The 19,306-nt window shown below is 63.5% G+C and carries 16 protein-coding genes and 2 pseudogenes; 10 read left to right on the top strand and 8 right to left on the bottom strand.

What is annotated here, in order from left to right:
* The first annotated feature begins 318 nt into the window (after positions 1 to 318).
* The 8 genes from PQR27_RS07070 (at position 319) to PQR27_RS07035 (ending at position 12,069) form a co-directional block, all read left to right on the top strand.
* Positions 319 to 1,539 (top strand): MFS transporter, encoded by a 1,221-nt coding sequence (locus PQR27_RS07070; protein ID WP_408522996.1) that lies wholly within the window; start codon positions 319 to 321, stop codon positions 1,537 to 1,539.
* A 345-nt stretch (positions 1,540 to 1,884) separates the two neighbouring features.
* Positions 1,885 to 2,745, top strand: a complete 861-nt coding sequence (locus tag PQR27_RS07065; protein WP_408522995.1) for a TetR/AcrR family transcriptional regulator — start codon at positions 1,885 to 1,887, stop codon at positions 2,743 to 2,745.
* 64 nt (positions 2,746 to 2,809) lie between these two features.
* On the top strand, positions 2,810 to 5,308 hold the full coding sequence (locus tag PQR27_RS07060) for an acyl-CoA dehydrogenase (protein ID WP_408522994.1): 2,499 nt from the start codon (positions 2,810 to 2,812) through the stop codon (positions 5,306 to 5,308).
* 149 nt (positions 5,309 to 5,457) lie between these two features.
* Positions 5,458 to 6,870 carry a 3-oxoacyl-ACP reductase gene (locus PQR27_RS07055; protein ID WP_408522993.1) on the top strand — a complete coding sequence of 471 codons (1,413 nt, stop codon included), beginning with the start codon at positions 5,458 to 5,460 and terminating at the stop codon, positions 6,868 to 6,870.
* Between the two features lie 2 nt (positions 6,871 to 6,872).
* Complete coding sequence (locus PQR27_RS07050) at positions 6,873 to 7,793, top strand: MaoC family dehydratase (protein ID WP_408522992.1); 921 nt, start codon at positions 6,873 to 6,875, stop codon at positions 7,791 to 7,793.
* Positions 7,794 to 7,867: 74 nt separating this feature from the next.
* Positions 7,868 to 9,187 (top strand): acetyl-CoA C-acetyltransferase, encoded by a 1,320-nt coding sequence (locus PQR27_RS07045; protein ID WP_408522991.1) that lies wholly within the window; start codon positions 7,868 to 7,870, stop codon positions 9,185 to 9,187.
* Between the two features lie 24 nt (positions 9,188 to 9,211).
* Positions 9,212 to 11,002: an AMP-binding protein gene (locus PQR27_RS07040; protein WP_408522990.1), complete on the top strand. Its 1,791-nt coding sequence runs from the start codon at positions 9,212 to 9,214 to the stop codon at positions 11,000 to 11,002.
* A 197-nt stretch (positions 11,003 to 11,199) separates the two neighbouring features.
* The gene (locus tag PQR27_RS07035; RefSeq protein WP_408525431.1) at positions 11,200 to 12,069 is read left to right on the top strand and encodes a DUF1571 domain-containing protein; all 870 of its coding nucleotides are present in this window, start codon (positions 11,200 to 11,202) and stop codon (positions 12,067 to 12,069) included.
* Here PQR27_RS07035 and PQR27_RS07030 read toward each other — a convergent pair.
* From PQR27_RS07030 to PQR27_RS07005, 6 genes are all read right to left on the bottom strand, one after another.
* A complete protein-coding gene (locus PQR27_RS07030; protein ID WP_408522989.1) occupies positions 12,066 to 12,485 on the bottom strand; it encodes a hypothetical protein in 420 nt (139 codons plus the stop codon). The two genes, PQR27_RS07035 and PQR27_RS07030, sit on opposite strands and share 4 nt — an antisense overlap.
* 12 nt (positions 12,486 to 12,497) lie before the next feature.
* The gene (locus PQR27_RS07025) at positions 12,498 to 14,075 is read right to left on the bottom strand and encodes an FAD-binding oxidoreductase (RefSeq protein ID WP_408522988.1); all 1,578 of its coding nucleotides are present in this window, start codon (positions 14,073 to 14,075) and stop codon (positions 12,498 to 12,500) included.
* 39 nt (positions 14,076 to 14,114) lie between these two features.
* Positions 14,115 to 14,597 (bottom strand): hypothetical protein, encoded by a 483-nt coding sequence (locus PQR27_RS07020; protein WP_408522987.1) that lies wholly within the window; start codon positions 14,595 to 14,597, stop codon positions 14,115 to 14,117.
* 234 nt (positions 14,598 to 14,831) lie between these two features.
* Complete coding sequence (locus tag PQR27_RS07015) at positions 14,832 to 15,674, bottom strand: anti-sigma factor family protein (RefSeq protein WP_408522986.1); 843 nt, start codon at positions 15,672 to 15,674, stop codon at positions 14,832 to 14,834.
* The gene (locus PQR27_RS07010) at positions 15,674 to 16,240 is read right to left on the bottom strand and encodes an RNA polymerase sigma factor (RefSeq protein ID WP_408522985.1); all 567 of its coding nucleotides are present in this window, start codon (positions 16,238 to 16,240) and stop codon (positions 15,674 to 15,676) included. The genes PQR27_RS07015 and PQR27_RS07010 overlap by 1 nt, the downstream gene beginning before the upstream one ends.
* A gap of 15 nt (positions 16,241 to 16,255) precedes the next feature.
* Positions 16,256 to 16,399, bottom strand: coding sequence for a hypothetical protein (locus tag PQR27_RS07005; RefSeq protein WP_408522984.1), 144 nt, complete (start codon positions 16,397 to 16,399; stop codon positions 16,256 to 16,258).
* A gap of 371 nt (positions 16,400 to 16,770) precedes the next feature.
* Here PQR27_RS07005 and hfq point away from each other — a divergent pair, with 371 nt between their 5' ends.
* Positions 16,771 to 17,286, top strand: a complete 516-nt coding sequence (gene hfq / locus PQR27_RS07000; protein WP_408522983.1) for an RNA chaperone Hfq — start codon at positions 16,771 to 16,773, stop codon at positions 17,284 to 17,286.
* Positions 17,287 to 17,306: 20 nt separating this feature from the next.
* Here the strand turns inward: hfq and PQR27_RS06995 are convergent, their stop codons facing one another.
* Together PQR27_RS06995 and PQR27_RS06990 are read right to left on the bottom strand one after the other, a co-directional pair.
* Entirely contained in the window at positions 17,307 to 17,534 is a 228-nt protein-coding gene (locus tag PQR27_RS06995) for a hypothetical protein (protein WP_408522982.1), read from the bottom strand.
* A gap of 478 nt (positions 17,535 to 18,012) precedes the next feature.
* Positions 18,013 to 18,716, bottom strand: a pseudogene (locus PQR27_RS06990) (DUF2968 domain-containing protein).
* Positions 18,717 to 18,752: 36 nt separating this feature from the next.
* Between PQR27_RS06990 and PQR27_RS06985 the strand changes: the two are divergent.
* A pseudogene (locus tag PQR27_RS06985) lies at positions 18,753 to 19,109 on the top strand (ShlB/FhaC/HecB family hemolysin secretion/activation protein); the annotation flags it as partial.
* Positions 19,110 to 19,306 lie beyond the last annotated feature (197 nt).

Below are 19,306 nucleotides of genomic sequence, written 5' to 3'. Positions count from 1 at the left end.
CGGTCTCTGCCGCTGCTCATCACGCTGAAATCAGAACGACCGCATTACGCCACACGCCGCCGCAGAAAATACATTACAGATAACAAACAATTCCGCAAACGCAATTAATACAATAATTACATTTACCCGACATATTGCCGTGCATGGAAATTCTCAATGAAATTCACTCCAGGGATTAATACGGATAAACGGCTGTTCAATCATGCAAGCGTTTAACAGTCGGCGTACACTCGCTCGAAGCCTACGCCACGGGGCGTGCGGGGCCGCGGAGCCGCCCGTCGTAAAAGACGGGATATTGGAGACTCAGGAGAACAATCAATGAGCTGGACACGGGAACAGAGAAACGTCACGATCGCCGCCTATCTGGGGTGGACACTCGACGCATTCGATTTCTTTCTAATGGTATTCGTATTGAAAGATATCGCGTCGGAATTCAGTACCACCATTCCGGAGGTTGCCTTCGGCATTATGCTGACGCTGGTGATGCGTCCGGTCGGCGCCCTGATTTTCGGCTGGCTCGCGGACAAATACGGCCGCCGTCCCACGCTAATGGTGAATATTGCGTGCTTCTCGCTGCTGGAATTGCTGTCCGGCTTTTCACCGAATCTCGCCACCCTGCTCGTGCTGCGCGCCCTGTTCGGCATCGCCATGGGCGGCGAATGGGGCGTCGGCGGCGCACTGACCATGGAAACGGTGCCGCCGAAATCGCGCGGCATCGTATCGGGCCTCCTGCAGGCCGGCTATCCGAGCGGCTATCTGCTCGCCTCGGTCGTATTCGGCGTTTTCTATCAGTACATCGGCTGGCGTGGCATGTTCTTCGTCGGCGTGTTGCCGGCGCTGCTGGTGCTGTATGTACGGGCACACGTGCCGGAATCGCCGGCCTTCAAGACGCTCGAAAAGAAAGCGCGCCCGGGTCTCGTCGCCACGTTGAAGCAGAACATCAAACTCTCGCTGTACGCAATCGTGCTGATGACGGCGTTCAACTTCTTCTCGCATGGGTCGCAGGATCTGTATCCGACCTTCCTGCGCGTGCAGCATGGCTTCGACGCACATACGGTGTCGTGGATCACGATCACGCTGAACATCGGCGCGATTTGCGGCGGTCTGTTCTTCGGTTCGTTGTCGGAGAAGATTGGCCGCAAGCGCGCCATCTTCATCGCCGCGCTGATCGCGTTGCCCGTGCTGCCGCTGTGGGCCTTCTCGACCACGCCGGTGCTGCTCGCGGCCGGCGCCTTCCTGATGCAGATCTCGGTGCAGGGCGCATGGGGGGTGATCCCGGTGCACCTGAACGAAATCTCGCCAGATGAAATCCGCGCGACATTCCCTGGCCTCGTGTATCAGCTCGGCAATCTGATCGCGTCGGTGAACGGTCCGCTGCAGGCAAGCGCCGCCGCGGCGCATGGCAACAACTATGCATTGATCATGGCCATCGTGATCGGCATCGTGGCAGTGGTGATCGCCGTGTTGATTCCATTTAGCCGCGAGCGTCGTGGCATCGACATGACGCAGTCGGCGAAAGAGGTCGCCACGCCGGCTTAAGCGTTCGAACCCAACGGCTATTTCGCCGCTCCGTTATCGCGCACGATAGATACAAAGGCGGCTCGAACCGCCACGCGAGAAGCAGCAAGGCCAAACACAGGCAACAGGTAATACGAGGTCGTTCCGATTCCGATCGGAACGGCCTTTTGTATTTTCCACGCGGTTTCGACGTGTCGCGCCGCCTGGGAATACAACCGACCTTCGTCAGGTCTTCTAGAGGAGTTAGTCCAGACCGAACGCTTGATCGCAGTCCTTATCCTTCTTATCCTGAAAAAACGACTGTTTCAAATAGTTATTTGAAGCGCTCGTTTGCGGGCCGGACGCCCGGCAACTGGGAGACGCAACATGGCAGTGCGCACAACAGGCCGGCATGCCGGCGACACGAAGTCCCGCATCCTCGACGCCGCCGAAACGCTATTCATCGAATGCGGCTATGAGGCCATGTCGCTGCGCCAGATCACCTCGCGTGCCGAAGTCAATCTCGCGGCGGTCAACTACCACTTCGGCAGCAAGGAATCGCTGATCCACTCGATGCTCTCGCGCCGGCTCGACCGGCTCAATCAGGAGCGGCTCAAACTGCTCGACCGTTTCGATGGGATGCTCGGCGCCCGCCTGACCTGTGAGCATGTGCTCGGCGCAATGTTCATTCCGGCGCTGCGGCTCTCGCGCGATCCGCGGGTCGGCGGCAAGGCTTTTTTGCGGTTGCTGGGGCGCGCGTATACCGATCCGTCGGCGTTCATTCGCGACTTCCTGAATGGGCATTACGCCTCAGTGGCTGTGCGCTTTTTCGATGCGTTCCAGCGGGCACTGCCGCATCTGCCGCGCGAAGAACTCGGCTGGCGCCTGCACTTCGCCATCGGCGCGCTATCCGGCGTGCTGGCCGGCACCGATACGGATAGCCTGATTTCCGAGTTCTCGCAGGGCAAGTCGATGAACGATCTGCAACTGATCGCACGCCTTGCCTCGCTGATGGTCGCCGCACTCAAAGCGCCGCTGCCCGACGGCACGCAACTGGCGGCGTTCGCAGCCGTGCTGGGCGACGCGACCGATGGCGGCAATGAAGGCCAGATGGAAAGCGGAAGTGCGGCTTCGGTCGCACAACACGGCTCAGGCGGTCTGGAAGCGTCGGACTCACCGGCGGGTGAACACCGCGGCGGCGGTGTCGAGGCGGGCGCGTTTCAACCCGCGTTGCAGGGGACCGCTTAGATCCGCCGGCTCGTCCGGCGAACCGGATGTGTGCCCACCCGCCATCGAAACAGGAGGAAACGTCATGCCGTGGTTCATCCTTGTGCTCGTTATCGCCGCTCTCGCGCTCGTCTATGTTCAGGCACGCGCCTCATGGTGGCTTGCCCTCATGATCGTGTGGGTGGCCGCCGCGCATCTGAGCGGCGCAGCGGGCCCGGTGGCAACCACGATCCTCGCCATCCTGTTCGTACTGCCCGCTTTCGTCCTGACGCTCAGGCCGCTGCGCCGCGCGTGGTTGACCAAACCAGTATTCGAAACCTTCCGCAGGGTCTTGCCGGAGATGTCGCCGACCGAGCGCGACGCGATCGAAGCCGGCACGGTCTGGTGGGACGCCGAACTGTTTTCAGGCCGCCCGCATTGGGACACGCTGCTCGGCTACGGACCGGCCACACTGAGCGCCGAGGAGCAATCGTTTCTCGATGTCGAATGCGAGCACTTGTGCGATCTCGCGAACGATTGGGAAACCACGGTGGTGTGGCAGGACCTGTCGCCGCAAAGCTGGCAGTACATCAAGGACCGCGGTTTTCTCGGCATGATCATTCCGAAGCAGTACGGCGGCAAGCAGTTCTCGGCTTACGCGCATTCGCAGGTGATCATGAAGCTCGCCACGCGCTGCTCGGCCGCCGCTGTCTCGGTGATGGTGCCGAACTCGCTCGGCCCGGCTGAATTGCTGATGCACTACGGCACGGAAGAACAGAAGAACCACTATTTGCCGCGCCTCGCGCGTGGCGACGAAATCCCCTGCTTCGCGTTGACAAGCCCCTACGCCGGTTCCGACGCGGCGGCGATTCCGGATGTCGGCATCGTCTGCAAGGGCGTGTTCGAAGGACGCGAAACGCTGGGTTTTCGCGTCACGTGGGACAAGCGCTATATCACGTTGGGTCCGGTTGCGACCGTGCTCGGCCTCGCGTTTCGCGCACTCGATCCGGAACATCTGCTCGGCACTGCCGACGAACCCGGCATCACCTGCGCGCTGATTCCCACCAACCATCCGGGCGTGAATATCGGCCGTCGCCACTGGCCGCTCAACGCGGTGTTCCAGAACGGTCCGAACTCCGGCAAGGACGTGTTCATTCCGCTCGACTGGGTGATCGGCGGCCGCGCGCAAGTGGGCAACGGCTGGCGCATGCTGATGGAATGTCTCGCGGCGGGCCGGGCGATTTCGCTGCCGTCGTCGAATGTGGGGATGGCGAAGATCGCCGTGCGCGGCACCGGCGCGTATGCGGCGATCCGCCGCCAGTTCCGCACCCCCGTTGGCAAGTTCGAAGGCGTCCAGGAAGCGCTCGGCCGGATGGGCGGCAACCTGTATGTGATGGATGCCGCGCGCCGCCTGTCCGCGCACGCGGTGGACCTCGGCGAAAAACCTTCGGTGATCTCGGCAATCGCGAAGTATCACATCACCGAGCGTGCCCGCATGGTCATCAACGACGGCATGGATATCACCGCCGGCAAGGGCATCTGCATGGGCCCGTCGAACTTCCTCGCGCGCGCCTACCAGCAGGTGCCGATCTCGATCACGGTGGAAGGCGCGAACATTCTGACCCGTTGCCTGATCATCTTCGGGCAGGGCGCGATCCGCTGTCATCCGTATGTGCTGAAGGAAATGACCGCCACGCGCGAGACCGATCGCGCCAAGGCACTGCGCGACTTCGACGCGGCATTCTTCGGCCATGTCAGCTTCACGCTTTCCAACGTGGTGCGCAGTTTCATTTACGGCATCACGGCCGGCGCGTTGATCGCCAAACCGCGCACCGCGTACGCGCCGCTGCTGTCGTATTACAGCGCGGCCACCCGCCTCTCGAGCGCATTCGCGTTGCTCGCCGATGTCTCCATGCTGGTGCTCGGCGGCGATCTGAAGCGGCGTGAACGCATTTCCGGCCGTCTCGGCGACGTGCTGTCCCAGCTCTACCTGATTTCCGCCACGCTCAAGCGTTTCGAAGACGAGGGCCGTCAGGAAGAGGATCTGCCGCTCGTGCGCTGGGGCGTCGAGGATTCCTTATACAAGGCGCAACACGCGCTCGACGGCGTGCTCGCCAACTATCCGAACCGGCTCGCCGCGGGCCTCGTGCGTGTGCTCGCATTTCCGTTCGGCCTGCCGTATCGCGAGCCCTCCGATCGTCTCGGCACCGAGATCGCCGAGTTGATGCAGACGCCGGGCGCGGCGCGCGATCGTCTCGTGTCGGATTCGTACGTGCCGCATCCCGATGTCGATGCGCTCGGTTATGGCGAACTGGTGTTCCAGCTGAACCCGCGCGTCACCGAGATCGACCAGAAACTGCGCGATGCGGTCAGGCAGGGCCTGCTCGATCCAATGCCGCAAAGCCTGCCGCAGCTGGCCGCGTGGATCGATGCAGCGCAGCAGAAAGGCCTGATCGACGCCGCGGATCGGCGCGTCCTGGAGGATTACGCGCGTTACGGTGCGCAGGTCGTCAAGGTCGACGACTTCCCGGCTGACTTCGATATGCTCGCCGGTCTCCAGAAGCGCAAGGAGGCGCTCGAAAAGGCGCTGGAACTCGCCGCCTGAGCGCTGCCCCAAAAACATCCTGCCGAGCCGCACCCGGTGCGCCAGACTGGGTGCACACTGACGCACATCCGTATCATTGAACTCCCCAGGGCAACTTCCTGCGGGGACGGGGATTTTCTTCGGACGTGGCCAGCGGAGCATCGAATAATATGAACGACTCTTACCTGAACTTCGTCAATTCGCCGGTCGGTGCGCGCCTCGCCCGCTCGCTCGGCCTACCCAAGCCCGAGGTGCTGCGCCGCTATCGCGCGGACCAGCCCGAGTTCGACGGACTGGTCGCGATCGGCGCGGGACGCGAACCGCATCTGCTCGACGCGCTCGCGAACCTGGTCGCCAGTATCGGCGTAACCAGCGTCGCGCATGAAAGCGCAGGGCTGTGGGTGCCGCTCGCGAATCGTCATGGCCTGATGACCGGGCGTTTCGAACCGGCGGACTCCGGCTCGCATGGCAGGCTCTCTGCCCTGCTGTTCGATGCGAGCGGGATCGAAGACAGCGGCCAGCTCGAACCGCTATACGGCTTCTTTCACGACACGCTGCGCTCACTCGGCAGATGCGCCCGGATCATCGTGCTGGGACGGCCGCCCGAGGCCTGCGCGACTCCGCGCCAGTGGACCGCGCAGCGCGCGCTCGAAGGTCTCACGCGTTCGCTCGGCAAGGAGGCGCGCCGCGGCGTGACGGCGAATCTCGTGTACGTGGAACAGGGTGCTGGGAACGGCATGGAAGCGACCCTGCGATTCTTCCTGTCACCGCGTTCCGCGTACGTGTCGGGCCAGGTGGTACGCATCGGCGTGCGCGCGGGCACTGACGCCATGCCGGCATTCGACTGGAATCAACCGCTCGCGGGGCGCCGCGCGGTCGTCACCGGCGCCGCGCGCGGCATCGGCGCGTCGATTGCCAGCGTGCTGGCGGCCGAAGGCGCGCACGTGATCGGCATCGATATTCCGTCGGCGCGCGACGCGCTCGACGCCACGATCCGCCAGCTTGGCGGCACCGCCCTCGCCTTCGATATCGCCGCGCCTGAAGCGCCCGCGCAAATCGCCGCGGCGCTCGATGAGCAAGGCGTGGACATCGTCGTGCACAACGCCGGCATCACCAAGGACAAAACCATCGCGAAGATGACCGAAGGCGCCTGGCAAAGCGTGATCGACATCAACCTCTCCGCGCAGGAACGGATCGATGACGCGCTGCTCGCGGCCGGCATCCTGCGCGACGGCGGCCGCATTATCGGCGTCTCGTCGATCAGCGGTATCGCGGGCAATCTCGGCCAGACCAATTACGCCACCTCGAAAGCGGGCGTGATCGGGCGCGTGCAAAGCATGGCACCGCATCTGCGCGCACGCGGTATTACGATCAACGCGGTCGCGCCGGGCTTCATCGAAACGCAGATGACCGCGAAGATTCCACTGGCGATTCGCGAAGCCGGGCGCCGCATGAATTCGCTGAGCCAGGGCGGCCAGCCGGTCGACGTCGCGCAGACCATCGCGTGGCTCGCGCATCCGGGGTCGGCGGGCGTGAGCGGCCAGATCGTGCGCGTGTGCGGACAAAGCCTGATCGGAGCGTAACCATGGGTGAGCCGGGTGATCCGTTCAGGGGCGCTCATGCAGGCAGCGCGATCCGACCGAAGACCGTCGTCATCGAGACCTTGCCCGCGCCGGCCAAGCTCTATGCGCGCGCATTGTCCGGCATCGTCAAACGCGGGCGCGACACGCAATTGCCGGCGCTGCGTCTCGTGCGCCCCGCCGCGCCGCTCGACCCAGGGCCGATCTGGCGATACGCGCGGGTGTGCGGCTTCATCCCCGAACATGGCGTGCCGCTCACGTATCCGCATCTGCTGGCGTTTCCCTTGCATCTGCTGATGCTGACCGATCCGGCATTTCCATGGCCCGCTCTCGGGCTCGTGCATCTGGCCAATCATGTCCGGCTGCGGCGGCCGCTCGCCTATAAGGACGTGTTACGCGTCGAGGTGGAATTCGGCGCGCTGCTGCGTCACGACAAAGGCCAGGCGTTCGTGCTGCATTCACGTCTGTACCGCCGTGGCGAAGCGGTGTGGGATGGCGACAGCGTCTATCTGAAACGCGGCGTGCCGGCGCTCGGCAGCCCGCTCGATGGACTCGAACTCGGCCACGACGCGCTGCAACGCATCGCGCGCTGGCAACTCGCGCCGCAACTGGGCCGCGACTACGCCGGCGTATCCGGCGACTACAACCCGATTCACCTGAGCGCGCTGTCCGCCAAAGCCTTCGGTTTTCCGCGCGCGATAGCGCATGGCATGTGGACGCTGGCGCGCGCCGCCTCGGCGTCGCAACCGCCCAAGCCGCTCGCCGAAGCCACGCTCAGCGCCGAATTCAAACTGCCGATGCTGCTGCCGGGCGAAGCGTCGCTGTGGAGCGCCTCGCCTTCGCTGATCGAACGCGACATCGAAGTGCGCGATATTGCCGGGGAAAAGCCACATTTACGCGGACGCATGCAGTGGAAGCTGCAATGAAGCACGCCTTCATTCGCATCGTTCGCATCGTTCAATAAACAGAGCAAACCGGCCACGACCCAAAGGAGCCGAGCATGTCCAACCCGCAGCCCGCCGTGCGCCGCGTCGCCATCGTCGGCGGCAACCGGATTCCGTTTGCCCGCTCGAATACCGCCTATGCGACTGCGTCGAATCAGGACATGCTGACCTTCACGCTGCAAGGCCTGATCGACCGCTACAACCTGCACGGCGAGCGCCTGGGCGAAGTGGCGGCCGGCGCCGTCATCAAGCACTCACGCGACTTCAACCTGACGCGCGAAACCGTGCTGTCCACCACGCTCGCGAAGGAGACGCCCGCCTACGACGTGCAGCAGGCGTGCGGCACGGGTCTCGAAGCGGCGATTCTGGTGGCCAACAAAATTGCGCTCGGGCAGATCGAGGCAGGCATCGCGGGCGGCGTGGACACCACCTCCGATGCGCCGATCGGCGTCAATGAGCGGATGCGCAAGATCCTGCTCGAAGCGAATCGCGGCAGGAGCACTGGCCAACGTGTCAGCGCGCTGAGCAAGCTGCGGCCCGGCATGTTTTTCAAGCCGCTTCTGCCGCGCAACGGCGAGCCGCGCACCGGGCTTTCCATGGGCGAACATTGCGAGCTGATGGCCAAGCGCTGGAACATTTCCCGCGAAGCGCAGGACGTGCTTGCCTACGAGAGCCATCGCAAGCTTGCAGAGGCGTACACGCGTGGCTTCGTGAACGATCTGATGACCCCGTACCGCGGCCTCGCGCGCGACAACAATCTGCGCCCGGACCTGACGCTCGAAAAGCTCTCCGCCCTGAAGCCGGTGTTCGACCGCGACGCCGGCACCCTGACCGCCGGCAATTCGACCCCGCTGACCGATGGCGCATCCGCCGTGCTGCTCGCAAGCGAAGCATGGGCGGCCGAACATGGCCTGCCGGTGCTGGCGTATCTGAGCTGGTCGGAAACCGCCGCTGTCGACTTCTTCGACAAGAAGGAAGGCCTGCTGATGGCGCCCGCCTACGCCGTGCCACGCATGCTGGCGCGCGCCGGATTGAGCTTGCAGGACTTCGATCTTTACGAAATTCACGAAGCTTTCGCCGCACAGGTGTTGTGCACGCTCGCGGCATGGCAGGATGATGAATATTGCCGCACGCAACTCGGTTTGCCGGGCCCGCTCGGCGCAATCGACCGCACCAAATTGAATGTGAACGGCAGCTCGCTCGCAACGGGTCATCCGTTTGCGGCAACCGGCGGCCGGATCGTCGCCGGGCTCGCGAAGATGCTCGCGCAGCTCGAAAAACCGGCCGGCCCCGCGCGCGGCCTGATTTCGATCTGCGCGGCGGGTGGCCAGGGCGTGGTGGCGATTCTCGAACGCGATCAGCACATAAACAGATGAAGCCATGGCTTCAGGAGACGACCGATGACCCAGCCTACTCAAACCCCGCTGTCGCCCACTGCCGCGTCCGCACCGGCGGCATACGCGGCGAATCCGACGAATCCGGCGCCGAACACCGACGGCGTCTGGTACCCGTCGTATCCGGCAAGCGTGCCGCATGAAATCGACGTGGCGCAATACGACTCGGTCTCGCAGTTCTTCGACGAATGCATTGAGAAGTTCCGCGAGCGTGTCGCGTATGTGAGCGTCGGCGCGAATCTGACGTATGGCGAACTCGGCCGCAAGGCGACCGCATTCGCCGCGTATCTGCAGAGCATCGGCGTGAAGCCGGGCGAGCGCGTCGCGATCATGCTGCCGAACACGTTCCAGTATCCGGTGTCGCTGTTCGGCGCGCTGAAAGCCGGCGCCGTGGTGGTGAATGTGAATCCGCTTTACACGGTGCGCGAACTCGCGCATCAGTTGAAAGACAGCGGCGCGCAAACCATCATCGTGTTCGAGAACTTCGCGAAGACCGTGGAAGACGCGCTGCCCGGCACCAAGGTGCAGAACGTGATCGTCACCGGTCTGGGCGATCTGCTTGCGGACGGCCTGAATCTGAAGGGACGTCTGCTCAATTTCATGCTGCGCCATGTGAAGAAAATGGTGCCGGCGTACAACCTGCCGAAAGCGGTGCCACTGCTCGAAGCACTCGCAATCGGCTACACGCGTCCCTTGACGCCGGTGCGCCCCACGCATAACGACATCGCCTTCCTGCAATACACCGGCGGCACCACGGGCGTGGCCAAGGGCGCGATGCTCACGCACAGGAACATCATCGCCAATCTGCTGCAGGCGAAGGTGTGGTCCGAGGGACAACTGAGCGGCGGCATCGAAACGGTGCTTACACCGCTGCCGCTTTATCACATCTATTCGCTGACCGTGAACGCGCTGATCTTCATGGGACTCGGCGGGCGCAACATCCTGATCGCGAATCCACGCGACATGAAGCGCGTGATGATGATCATCCGTCACGAGAAATTCACCGGCATGACGGCAGTGAATACGCTCTACAAAGCGTTCCTCGACAACGAAGAGTTCTGCAAACGCGACTTCTCCGACCTGAAGCTCGCGATGGCGGGCGGCATGGCGACGCAAAAATCGGTCGCCGATCGCTTCAAGGCGGTGACCGGCGTACCGATCGTCGAAGGTTACGGCCTGACCGAGTGCTCGCCGATCGTCTCGATGAATCCCGTCGACCTCACCCATCTGCGCGATTTCGAAGGCTCGATCGGTTTGCCCGCGCCGTCCACCCAGGTGCGTTTCAGGAAAGACGACGGCACGTGGGCGAATATCGGCGAAGCGGGCGAACTGTGCGTGAAGGGCCCGCAAGTGATGAAAGGCTACTGGAACCGTCCGGAAGAAACCGCCAAGGTGTTCGATGCTGACGGCTGGCTCGCGACCGGCGACATCGGCGTAATGGATTCGCGCGGCTTCATGCGTCTGATCGATCGCAAGAAGGACATGATTCTGGTGTCGGGCTTCAATGTCTATCCGAATGAAGTCGAAGACGTGATCGCGATGCACCCCGATGTGCGCGAGGTCGCCGCAATCGGCGTGCCCGATGCGGCGCAAGGCGAACGCGTGAAGGTGTTCATCGTCAAGCGCAATGCGTCATTGACGGAAGAGCAGATAATCGCTCACTGTCGCAAGAATCTGACCGGCTACAAGGTGCCGAAACTTGTCGAGTTCCGCGATGAACTGCCGCAAACCAATGTCGGCAAAATTCTGCGCCGTGCGCTACGTGACGAGGAACTCGCGAAGCAAAAGCCTGCCTGACAGCAAAGGCGCTTCGCGCCACACCCCCGGAGAGATTCATGAAGCACAGCACGCCCGCGCTTTCCCGCCTTACGCCGGCCTTCATGCGTCTCACCCGTTTATCGCTGGAAATAGCCGCGTCGCCGGCGTCGTCGAAGCAGGGTTCGTTGCGTGCGGTGGCATCGCGTGGTCTATTGATCGGTGCACTGATAGCGGGCATGGCGGCGGTCACGGCGTCCCCGGCGGTCGCGCAGAACGACGACGCGCCGCCCCCGCTCGATACGGCCAGCGCCGTCAAGGCGCCCAGCACGCCTTCGGCACAGGTCGGCAAGCTCACGCTGGATCAGCAGGTCAAGTGGCTGCGCGCCGCGCAACGAAGCGGTGCGATGGAAAAGCTCGACGACGCACAACTCGTGCAACTGTTCCAGTCGCTCGATCCGCTTGCGTTGCCGCGCTACATCAAGGAAGGCCCCAACGGCTATCCGTCGTACGAGTTCACGATGTCGCGCCAGGAACGCATTCACGGCCAGTGGCCCGACAAGGCCGATCACATGCTGGTGCGTCTCGCACACGACCCGCTGCGAATCTACGCGAAGTGGCTGCCCGGCGGCGCGCACGCCGGCCAGGAGATCATCTACGACGAGTCGAAGCGAAGCGACGAAATGTACGGCCATCTCGGCGGCCTGCTCAATGTCATGCCGGTGTGGGCATCGTTGAACGGCGTGCTGGCGCACGCGCAATCGCACCATCAGGTGCGCGATCTCGGCACCGAATACATCGCGAATCAATACCTCGCCGAGGGCAAGAAATACATCAAGGCCGGCCTGCCGCGCTCCACCCAGGTGGAAGTCAAAACCATCGACGGCGTGCGCGTGGTCGCCTTCACTTTCGAAACGCCGATTGGCCAGCCGCAGTTCTACGCGAAAAAAGAAACGCTCGGGCTCGATCTGCGGCATCCGTATTTCCGCTCAGTCGAGTCTTACGATAACGACGGCAAGCTCTTCGAGAGAATCGTCTTCGAAACCATCACGCCGAAAGCCTTCGACGACTCGACGTTCGATCCGAAGAACACGACGTATAAGTTCTAACGGGTGGCGTGCGGCGCAAGCACGAAAGCGACATGTGCGATGCGCCCACTCCCCTGCTCGTGGCGGTGTTCGATCATGGGCCCCGCGCGCGTGGCAAACTGTTTGAGCACAAAGTAATCGGATGCGCGTATGAGGCCGATGAGCGACAGCGGCGCTTGCGCATAGGATTGCGCATGTGTTTGCGCAAACAGTGGCGCAAGCGTTCCGTACCAGAGCGCGCCGATATCGTCACCGGCCTCGAAAGCGCTCAGCTTCATGTGCGCGACATAATCCGCGAACGAAGGGCCGCCCGCTAACGTGGAGTCGACCACCGCGACCGTGTTGCCACGCGCCGCCGCGTGCGCGAGCCATGGCCATGCGCCGCTCGCCGCCGTCGAAAGCCATGCGCCGGTCATCACGAAGGTGCGTCGGTCCATTTGATGACGTCCTCAGGTATAGCCGCGCCGGTCACGCCAGGCCGCCGGCCAGATCCCCTGCTTGCCCGGCGCGAGAATGCCGTTCGGGTCGAGCGCGTCCTTGATTGTTTCCGAGAGCCGCAGCAATGCGCCGTCGTTGAAACTGTACTGGGCGGCAGCAAAATCCATATACGCGAGATGGGCGCGATATTCCCCATAGCCAGCCGCGCGCGCATCGCTCATCAGCGAGCGTACCAACGCGCCGGCCTGTTCGACCTGGTTCGCGTCGTCGCGGTCGAAGATCGCCGCGAAAATGTGATGCAGATGGCGCACGCCCGCGGTGAAACCGCCGTAGTAGTCGAAGCCATACTCCGCGGCGCGCGTCTTGACCATCGTGTACTGGCGCAGGGCGTCACGTCCGGTCGCGGGGCATAACGGCGCGAAATCGACATGCGCGCCCGCGCCGCCGCGCCAGTCGAGCATGCGAAACGCGCTCATCGCCGGAATCCCGGCGAGGTTGCGATCGCCGCCCGCCGACGGCTCCGTGTCGCCGGCATAGCGTGCGGCCGAGAGCCTGGCCTCGGGCACGCGAGCAAAGGCTCGCTGCACGATCGCGTAGCGCGCGTCGACCAATTCAGGCGTGCCGTACAGTGCGAAATGCAGATTCCAGCGGCCGACGTTCAGCTTTTCGAGCATCGCCGTCACCGCGTTCTCCGGCATCGCGCCTTTGCCGTCGTACCACTGCGCCCGCGCTGACAGTCCCGCGGCGCGCCGCAAACCGCCCTCGATCACCGCGTTGTTGCGAATCGTTTCATCGAGACGCAACGGCCGCAAGATTTCGACGATCGCTTCGAGATCCTGTTCATGACGGAACTGGATTTCACCGAGCAGATACGCGGGCGGCGCCGGCATCAGCCAGACGCCCAGCTTGGTGACGATGCCGTAGTTGGACTGCATGAACATCGCATCGAACGAAGGGCCATAGCCCGGCTGATAGAGCTGCCACGCGGTGCCGATTTCAATCCCGCCCATGCCCGTGCGCAGCACGTCGCCATTGGCAAGCACCACTTCCATGCCGCACTGCGTCGCCGCATGATCGCCATACGCGGTGTAGCCGAAGCCGCGCTCAAGCGTATTGCCGACCACACTGCCCCACCCCGCCGCCGGCGGATCGACCCACAGCTTGTAGCCTCGTTCGCGCAGATGTGCATGCAGATCGAAGTAGCTGACGCCCGGCTCGACGAGCGCATAGGCGAGCGCCTCGTTCACTTCGATGATCCGGTTCATCCGCTGCAGATCGAGCACCACCGACCCCGGCAAGCGCGGCGCGGCGCCACCATAGGCGAAGTTGCGTCCGGTCGAGACGGTCCACAACGGAATGCGATATTGATTGGCAATCCGCAACACCGCGCGAATTTCGTCGACGGAGGCGGGCAGCAGCGCGGCGCTCGCATGGAACGCTTCGCGCTCGCCGGGCGCGAAGGGATCGAGATAGGCGGCGAGCCCCGCCGCCGAGGTCACCACCTGCGGATCGCCGACAATCGAACGCCAGGCGGCGAGCGCGCGGTCGAACTGGGCGGCGGAGAGGGTGGGCGGCAGGCTGCGCGTCAAGGGCACTCCCCGGCCGCGCCCGATGCGCCCGGCGGCACGCTAGCGGCGCATTCCTCCACCGCCATGCGACATGCCGCCCCAACTGTGCATCGGCGCGCCGCCATGCCAGCCGCCGCGAGCGCCCATTCCCATGCCATACGATGTGTGCGTGTAATGCACATGGTTCATGTGATGAAAATGATGAAAACGGTCGACGAAAATGAACGATACGCCAACGCCGAATATCACCGGCGGCCCCCAGTACCACGGATCGTAGTAATAGACCGGCGCCGGCGCCGGCGTATACGCAAACGCACCCTCGTCACCCTCGACGATCTGCCAGGTGCCGTCCGGCTGCAGGCACGCGCGGCCGGTGATCTGCTGCATGACGCCGTCGATTTCCGCCTGACCCGCGACAAAGCGGCACGTCGCCGTGTCGTCCGGTGACGCGGTTGCATCCGTCTGCGCCGCGCAGCCGGCACACAGACACAGACCGCATAGGCTGGAGCATAGCCCCGTGCCGAACTGATGGAAAGTAAGCATGATTTCGCTGCCTCGACGCGCCGGCGTAGCGACGCGCAAGCGGCGCGTCGGCACCGTGAAGACTCCGTCGGTTAGCCTCGCTCGAGACCCTGCCTGCCGCTCGCATTCGCGCCGCGACAGCAGGGCCCTGCAGCGAGTAAACGGATCGCCCGACGGCGCTATTCCGCGGCCGGCGCACCGGTGTCAGGCTTTTCTGTTACAGCATGTTGCAGCGCCCGCCCCGCTACGGCCAGCTTACTGCCAGGTCTCCGGCTTACCGCCGAGCGCGCTGCACACGTCGACGGCAATCGAGCGCAGCTTGCCCTCCGCGATCGGCCCGGACAGCGCGTAGCCCATGCGGTCGCTGACCCAGTAGAAGGTGCGCCGGTTGCCCTCGCGGAACAGGCGGAACGCGGTCTCGTCGCGCGGAATACCCGTGATATACAGCGTGAGCCGCGCACCGCTGTGATTTTCGTACATGAATTGCGCAGCCGGTCCGGCTTCGCCGGGCAACAGGCGTCCGCCCACCAGCGAGTAGCCGTACTCCTGCAACGACGGCACCGACAACGGCCGGTTCAGGCGTTTGGACAGCCAGTTGATCAGATGCTCTTCCTCGCTCGCCGCGACTTCCACCGGATGGCGCTTCTCGGGTGTATAGACCGCGTAGGCGATGTCGGCGCGCTCCGCGAAGTTCATCGGCGCGGTGCCCAGACCGCCCCACGCGCCGCCCGTCAGACGCGGGGCGAGCGGCCCCAGGGCAAGCGCGAGCCCCGCGCCCGCCACCAGCCAGCATGCCGCGAGGCCCGCGTGCCGCCACCACGGCGCCGAGCGCTGCACCACGATGAAAGCCGGCTCTTCGGCCTCGTTGCCTGCATGGCCCGCGTGGCCTGCATTGCGCTGTGGCGCGCCGCACAATACCCGCAAAGCGGCCGTCTGCGCGCGCCATGCGGCCACCCGCGCGGCGGCTTGTGGATGCTGCTCCAGTTGCGCCTCGATCGCCGCATGCTGCGCGGGCGGCAATTCACTGTCGACGAACGCCGACAGCGCTCGCAGATCGAGCCCCTCGGGCAAGCTGGAATCGTGGTCGTCGTTGCTCATCACGGATTTCTCACTACTTTCAGTGGCGGGGCCTTGCGGGTCGAACCTGGCGTCGCGTTCGACGCCGAACCCTGCGCCGATCCTTCGGACGGTCCATCCGTCAGCAGCACGCGCATGTGTTCACGCGCGCGCGACAGGCGCGACATCACCGTGCCGATCGGCACGCCGAGCGCGCGCGACGCCTCCTGGTACGTCAGTTCCTCCACGCCGACGAGCAGCAGCACTTCCCGCTGCTCGACCGGCAGACAATACAGCGCCCGCTGCAGATCGCGCAGCACCAGTCCGTCGACCTCGCCATGCGGCGCTTCGAGATTGCGCCAGGGCGCGCTTTCCTCGTCGACGGCGATCTCGCGGCGGCCGCGCAACTGGTCGATGTAGAGATGCCGCAGGATCGTCAACAGCCACGCGCGCAGGTTGCTGTTCGGCCGGAATGCCGCCCAGCGCGCGAGCGCACGCTCCGCCGTATCCTGCACGAGGTCGTCGGCCCAGGCGCGGTCGCCCGTCAGTGCGCGCGCATAGCGGCGCAACTGCGGGAGCCACGAAATCACTTCCGCTTCGAAATTCACCCGGCGCGTAGCGGCTTAATAGCCACCACTGCTGCCACTGCCACCGCTGCTGCCGGACGCGCCCGTATCGGTCGCCGACGTGCAGCCGCTCGTCGCGAGCGAGCCGAGCGCCAATGCGAGGAGCACAAAGACAGTGGAAAGAATGCGGGTTGCTTTCATGTAAGTCTCCTGAAGAAGAAGAGGCCTGCGCACTCCGCGCCGCAACCCGCTGAACCACTTCGTGGCTCACGTCCAGGTCAGGTGCGGAAAAAACGCGCTGCCATGCTGACTTAACGCGACCAGACGCGGATTTATTCCGTCCGATCGTCCGCAGGCGCCATCTTTTTCCGCCACCCACGCCGGCCGACGTGGGCACGGCAGTCGAGCCGTCATTCGTCCGCAGATTCGTAACTCAACGTTACAGTCAATAGTTATCAGATGCTTATGTGCGCGCAAGCCGTTATAGTGGACCCAGTTCGCCCGTTGACGCGTTGCGCCCCTACACAGGGTAGAATCGCAGCGAACAACCGTCTTTCTAACCTGAATTGTCCATGGCTTCCGCAGAATCGCACCCGCAAAACGATTTCATGAACGCTGCGCGCAAAGAACGAAAGCGCGTCGAGATCTATCTTGTCAATGGCATTCGCCTGACAGGGTGTATCGAGTCGTTCGATCAGTATCTGGTGATGCTGCGCACGCCTGTCGGCCTGCAAGGCATCTACAAGCGCGCGATCTCGACGATCCAGCTCGACACCGGCACGCGTCCGGCGCCGCGGGCCGGACGGCCTTCGCACGGCGAGCACACCACGCGTGGCCCGCACGGCTCGCGTGAACCGCGCGATCATCGTGAACCGCGTGAACCGCGCGAGTCGTACGGTGCGCAAAGCTCGTCCGACCGGCCGGCATCGTCGGAGCGCAGCGGCACGTCGGACGGCCCGGTGGTCGTCACACGCCGCCGGCGTCTGTTCGGCACGGGTGGCGGCGACGGCGGCAACCATGGGGGCGGTAATCATGGCGGCGGCAATCACGGCGGTGGCAGTGGTGGCCCGACCGGCGGCAACGAATAAACGGCCGCTGCGGCGGCTGGCTAATCCGCTGAATGGCCGAGCCGCTGCAAAATCTTTTCCAGACGCATCCCCTGCTGATCTGACAGTTCGAAACCGCCTTTGACCCCCAGCACGCGGCGCCGCCAATAGACGGCGTCCAGCATGCGAAGCGTCGGTTGGCGCGTTGCCCAATCCAGATGTTCCAGTTCGGCTTCGACCACGTGTGAAGCGGTGTAGCGCTGCGCGCGCGCAGGGGTCATTGGACTCATGGTGTTTTGCTGCCTTCCGTTTGCTTGCTGGTTTGGCGTTCCTTCCTCGGCCAGGCATGCCGGTGAGGGGTATGCGCTGTCGGGTTTGCGGTTCTGCATGCCGATGGTGGTTTTTTGTACGTGGCATTCGGAGAACGGCTTGATGCGGGATGGATTTGATTTTTTTCCGGGTTTTTTTGAAGCGGATGCTTAGGGGCTGGCGTTCGGGTTTGGGTCAGGTGCTTCGCCCCGCACTCTGTGAGCCGCGCTTTGCGCTATGCTGAATCGTTGACACTCTTTGCAAGGAGCACGTCATGACCAGGCAGAAACAACTCGCACCACAACATGAAGAAACGGAGCCGGCCGTTAAGGCGACGGAAAGTCGACTCGATGAGGCTCTCGAGGAAAGCTTTCCTGCAAGTGATCCAGTCGCTATCGATATGAGAGAGCCACGGCACTTGCCAATGGGGACGGTGCCTTCGGCTGGGAAGAAGCGGCACTAGAATAGTAGTAAGTGGATCTGCAACTGCTGCACCTGCCGCTGCGCAGCTCGCAATTGATCCTGTGCCGCGGCCTTCTGCTGCGCCAACGCCATTGCCTCGGCACGCGTCTGCTGCTGTTGGCTCACGCCAATATTCTGCTGCTGCCGCGCCACATCCAGGTCAGCCTGCAAGCGGCTAGCCCGATCCTGCGACAACGCGATCATCCGCTCCGTGAACGCCTTCTGTGCCTCGAGCTGCGTACGCCGAATCTCGACGTCGGACAGTTGCAACGTCTGACGCACAAAATCCTTGTAGATCATGTCGGCACGCGTCACGTCCTGCGTCTTAATGACGCGCCAGAAGTTCTTCCGCTGGAACAGCGCAATGTAATGCGTCATTTCCTTGCCGTAAAACAGCAAGCTTGCACCGTAGCTGCCGTTGTACGCCGTACGCAATTCGCTTAGATCCGACCCGTGGATCATCTGCTTCAATTCCGCAACATTGTCCGTTGCGGATTGCTTCGCCTCGTCCGGTGTCAACGCGCCAGTGTGCACCTGACCCGCCTGCGAAGTGGCCGGCAACGCCGCCAGCGCGCCCGGTTGGGAAACAACGGCAGCGCTCGCGCGGCTATCCGGCAGAGCCTGCGCATCAACACCCTGCACAACCCCCATCGCGATGAATGCGCTAGGGCAATCTGTCGTAGTTTCGACTTGTGGTCCATGTAAATCCTGCTCGAATAGTTTTTGTTTTAGTACACGTCGACCGCAAACCGTTCGACGTCAGCACCGGCATCGATTTCAATCACCCCGGCGTGCAGGGCCTGCTCACCGCGACCGAGAACGGCCTGACCGCGCTCGGTGAACAACTAAGCGTGTCGACCCTGCTCCCCAAAGGCCGCGATAACGTGACCTATCTCGCGGCGCACGGCGCGGTGCCGATCGGCAGCAACGGATTGATCGCCAGGATCGATGCATCGCACTATCGCGGCAATCCGGTCGACAACCCCGGCCTGCCCTCGTATATCGAGCGTACGGTTATTAATGACAAGGTGGGCGGCTCACTGGCCTATCCGATCCTGCTGAGCAATACGCAAAGCGTGATCGGCACGGCCTCGGTCTAAGCATCGCACGACGTCGCGCAGTCCGCGTATCAACGCCACGTTCTTGTATCAGTTGAACTGAAAATGTAAGGCGCCGCCCTGTGATTAGAGGTTCCACTATCAAACGGCGCGCGCACTTTCACGTATTCTGCGCTGACGATGTTCGACCCGCGACGCTCAACCCCCGTGTCGCAAACCGATGCAGCTGAAGT

Origin of the sequence: Paraburkholderia fungorum, assembly GCF_046027215.1 — a bacterium.
GTDB classification, from domain to species: Bacteria; Pseudomonadota; Gammaproteobacteria; order Burkholderiales; family Burkholderiaceae; genus Paraburkholderia; species Paraburkholderia fungorum_D.
The sequence above is the reverse complement of the archived record's forward strand: the minus strand, read 5'-3'. Positions and strand labels throughout refer to the sequence as shown.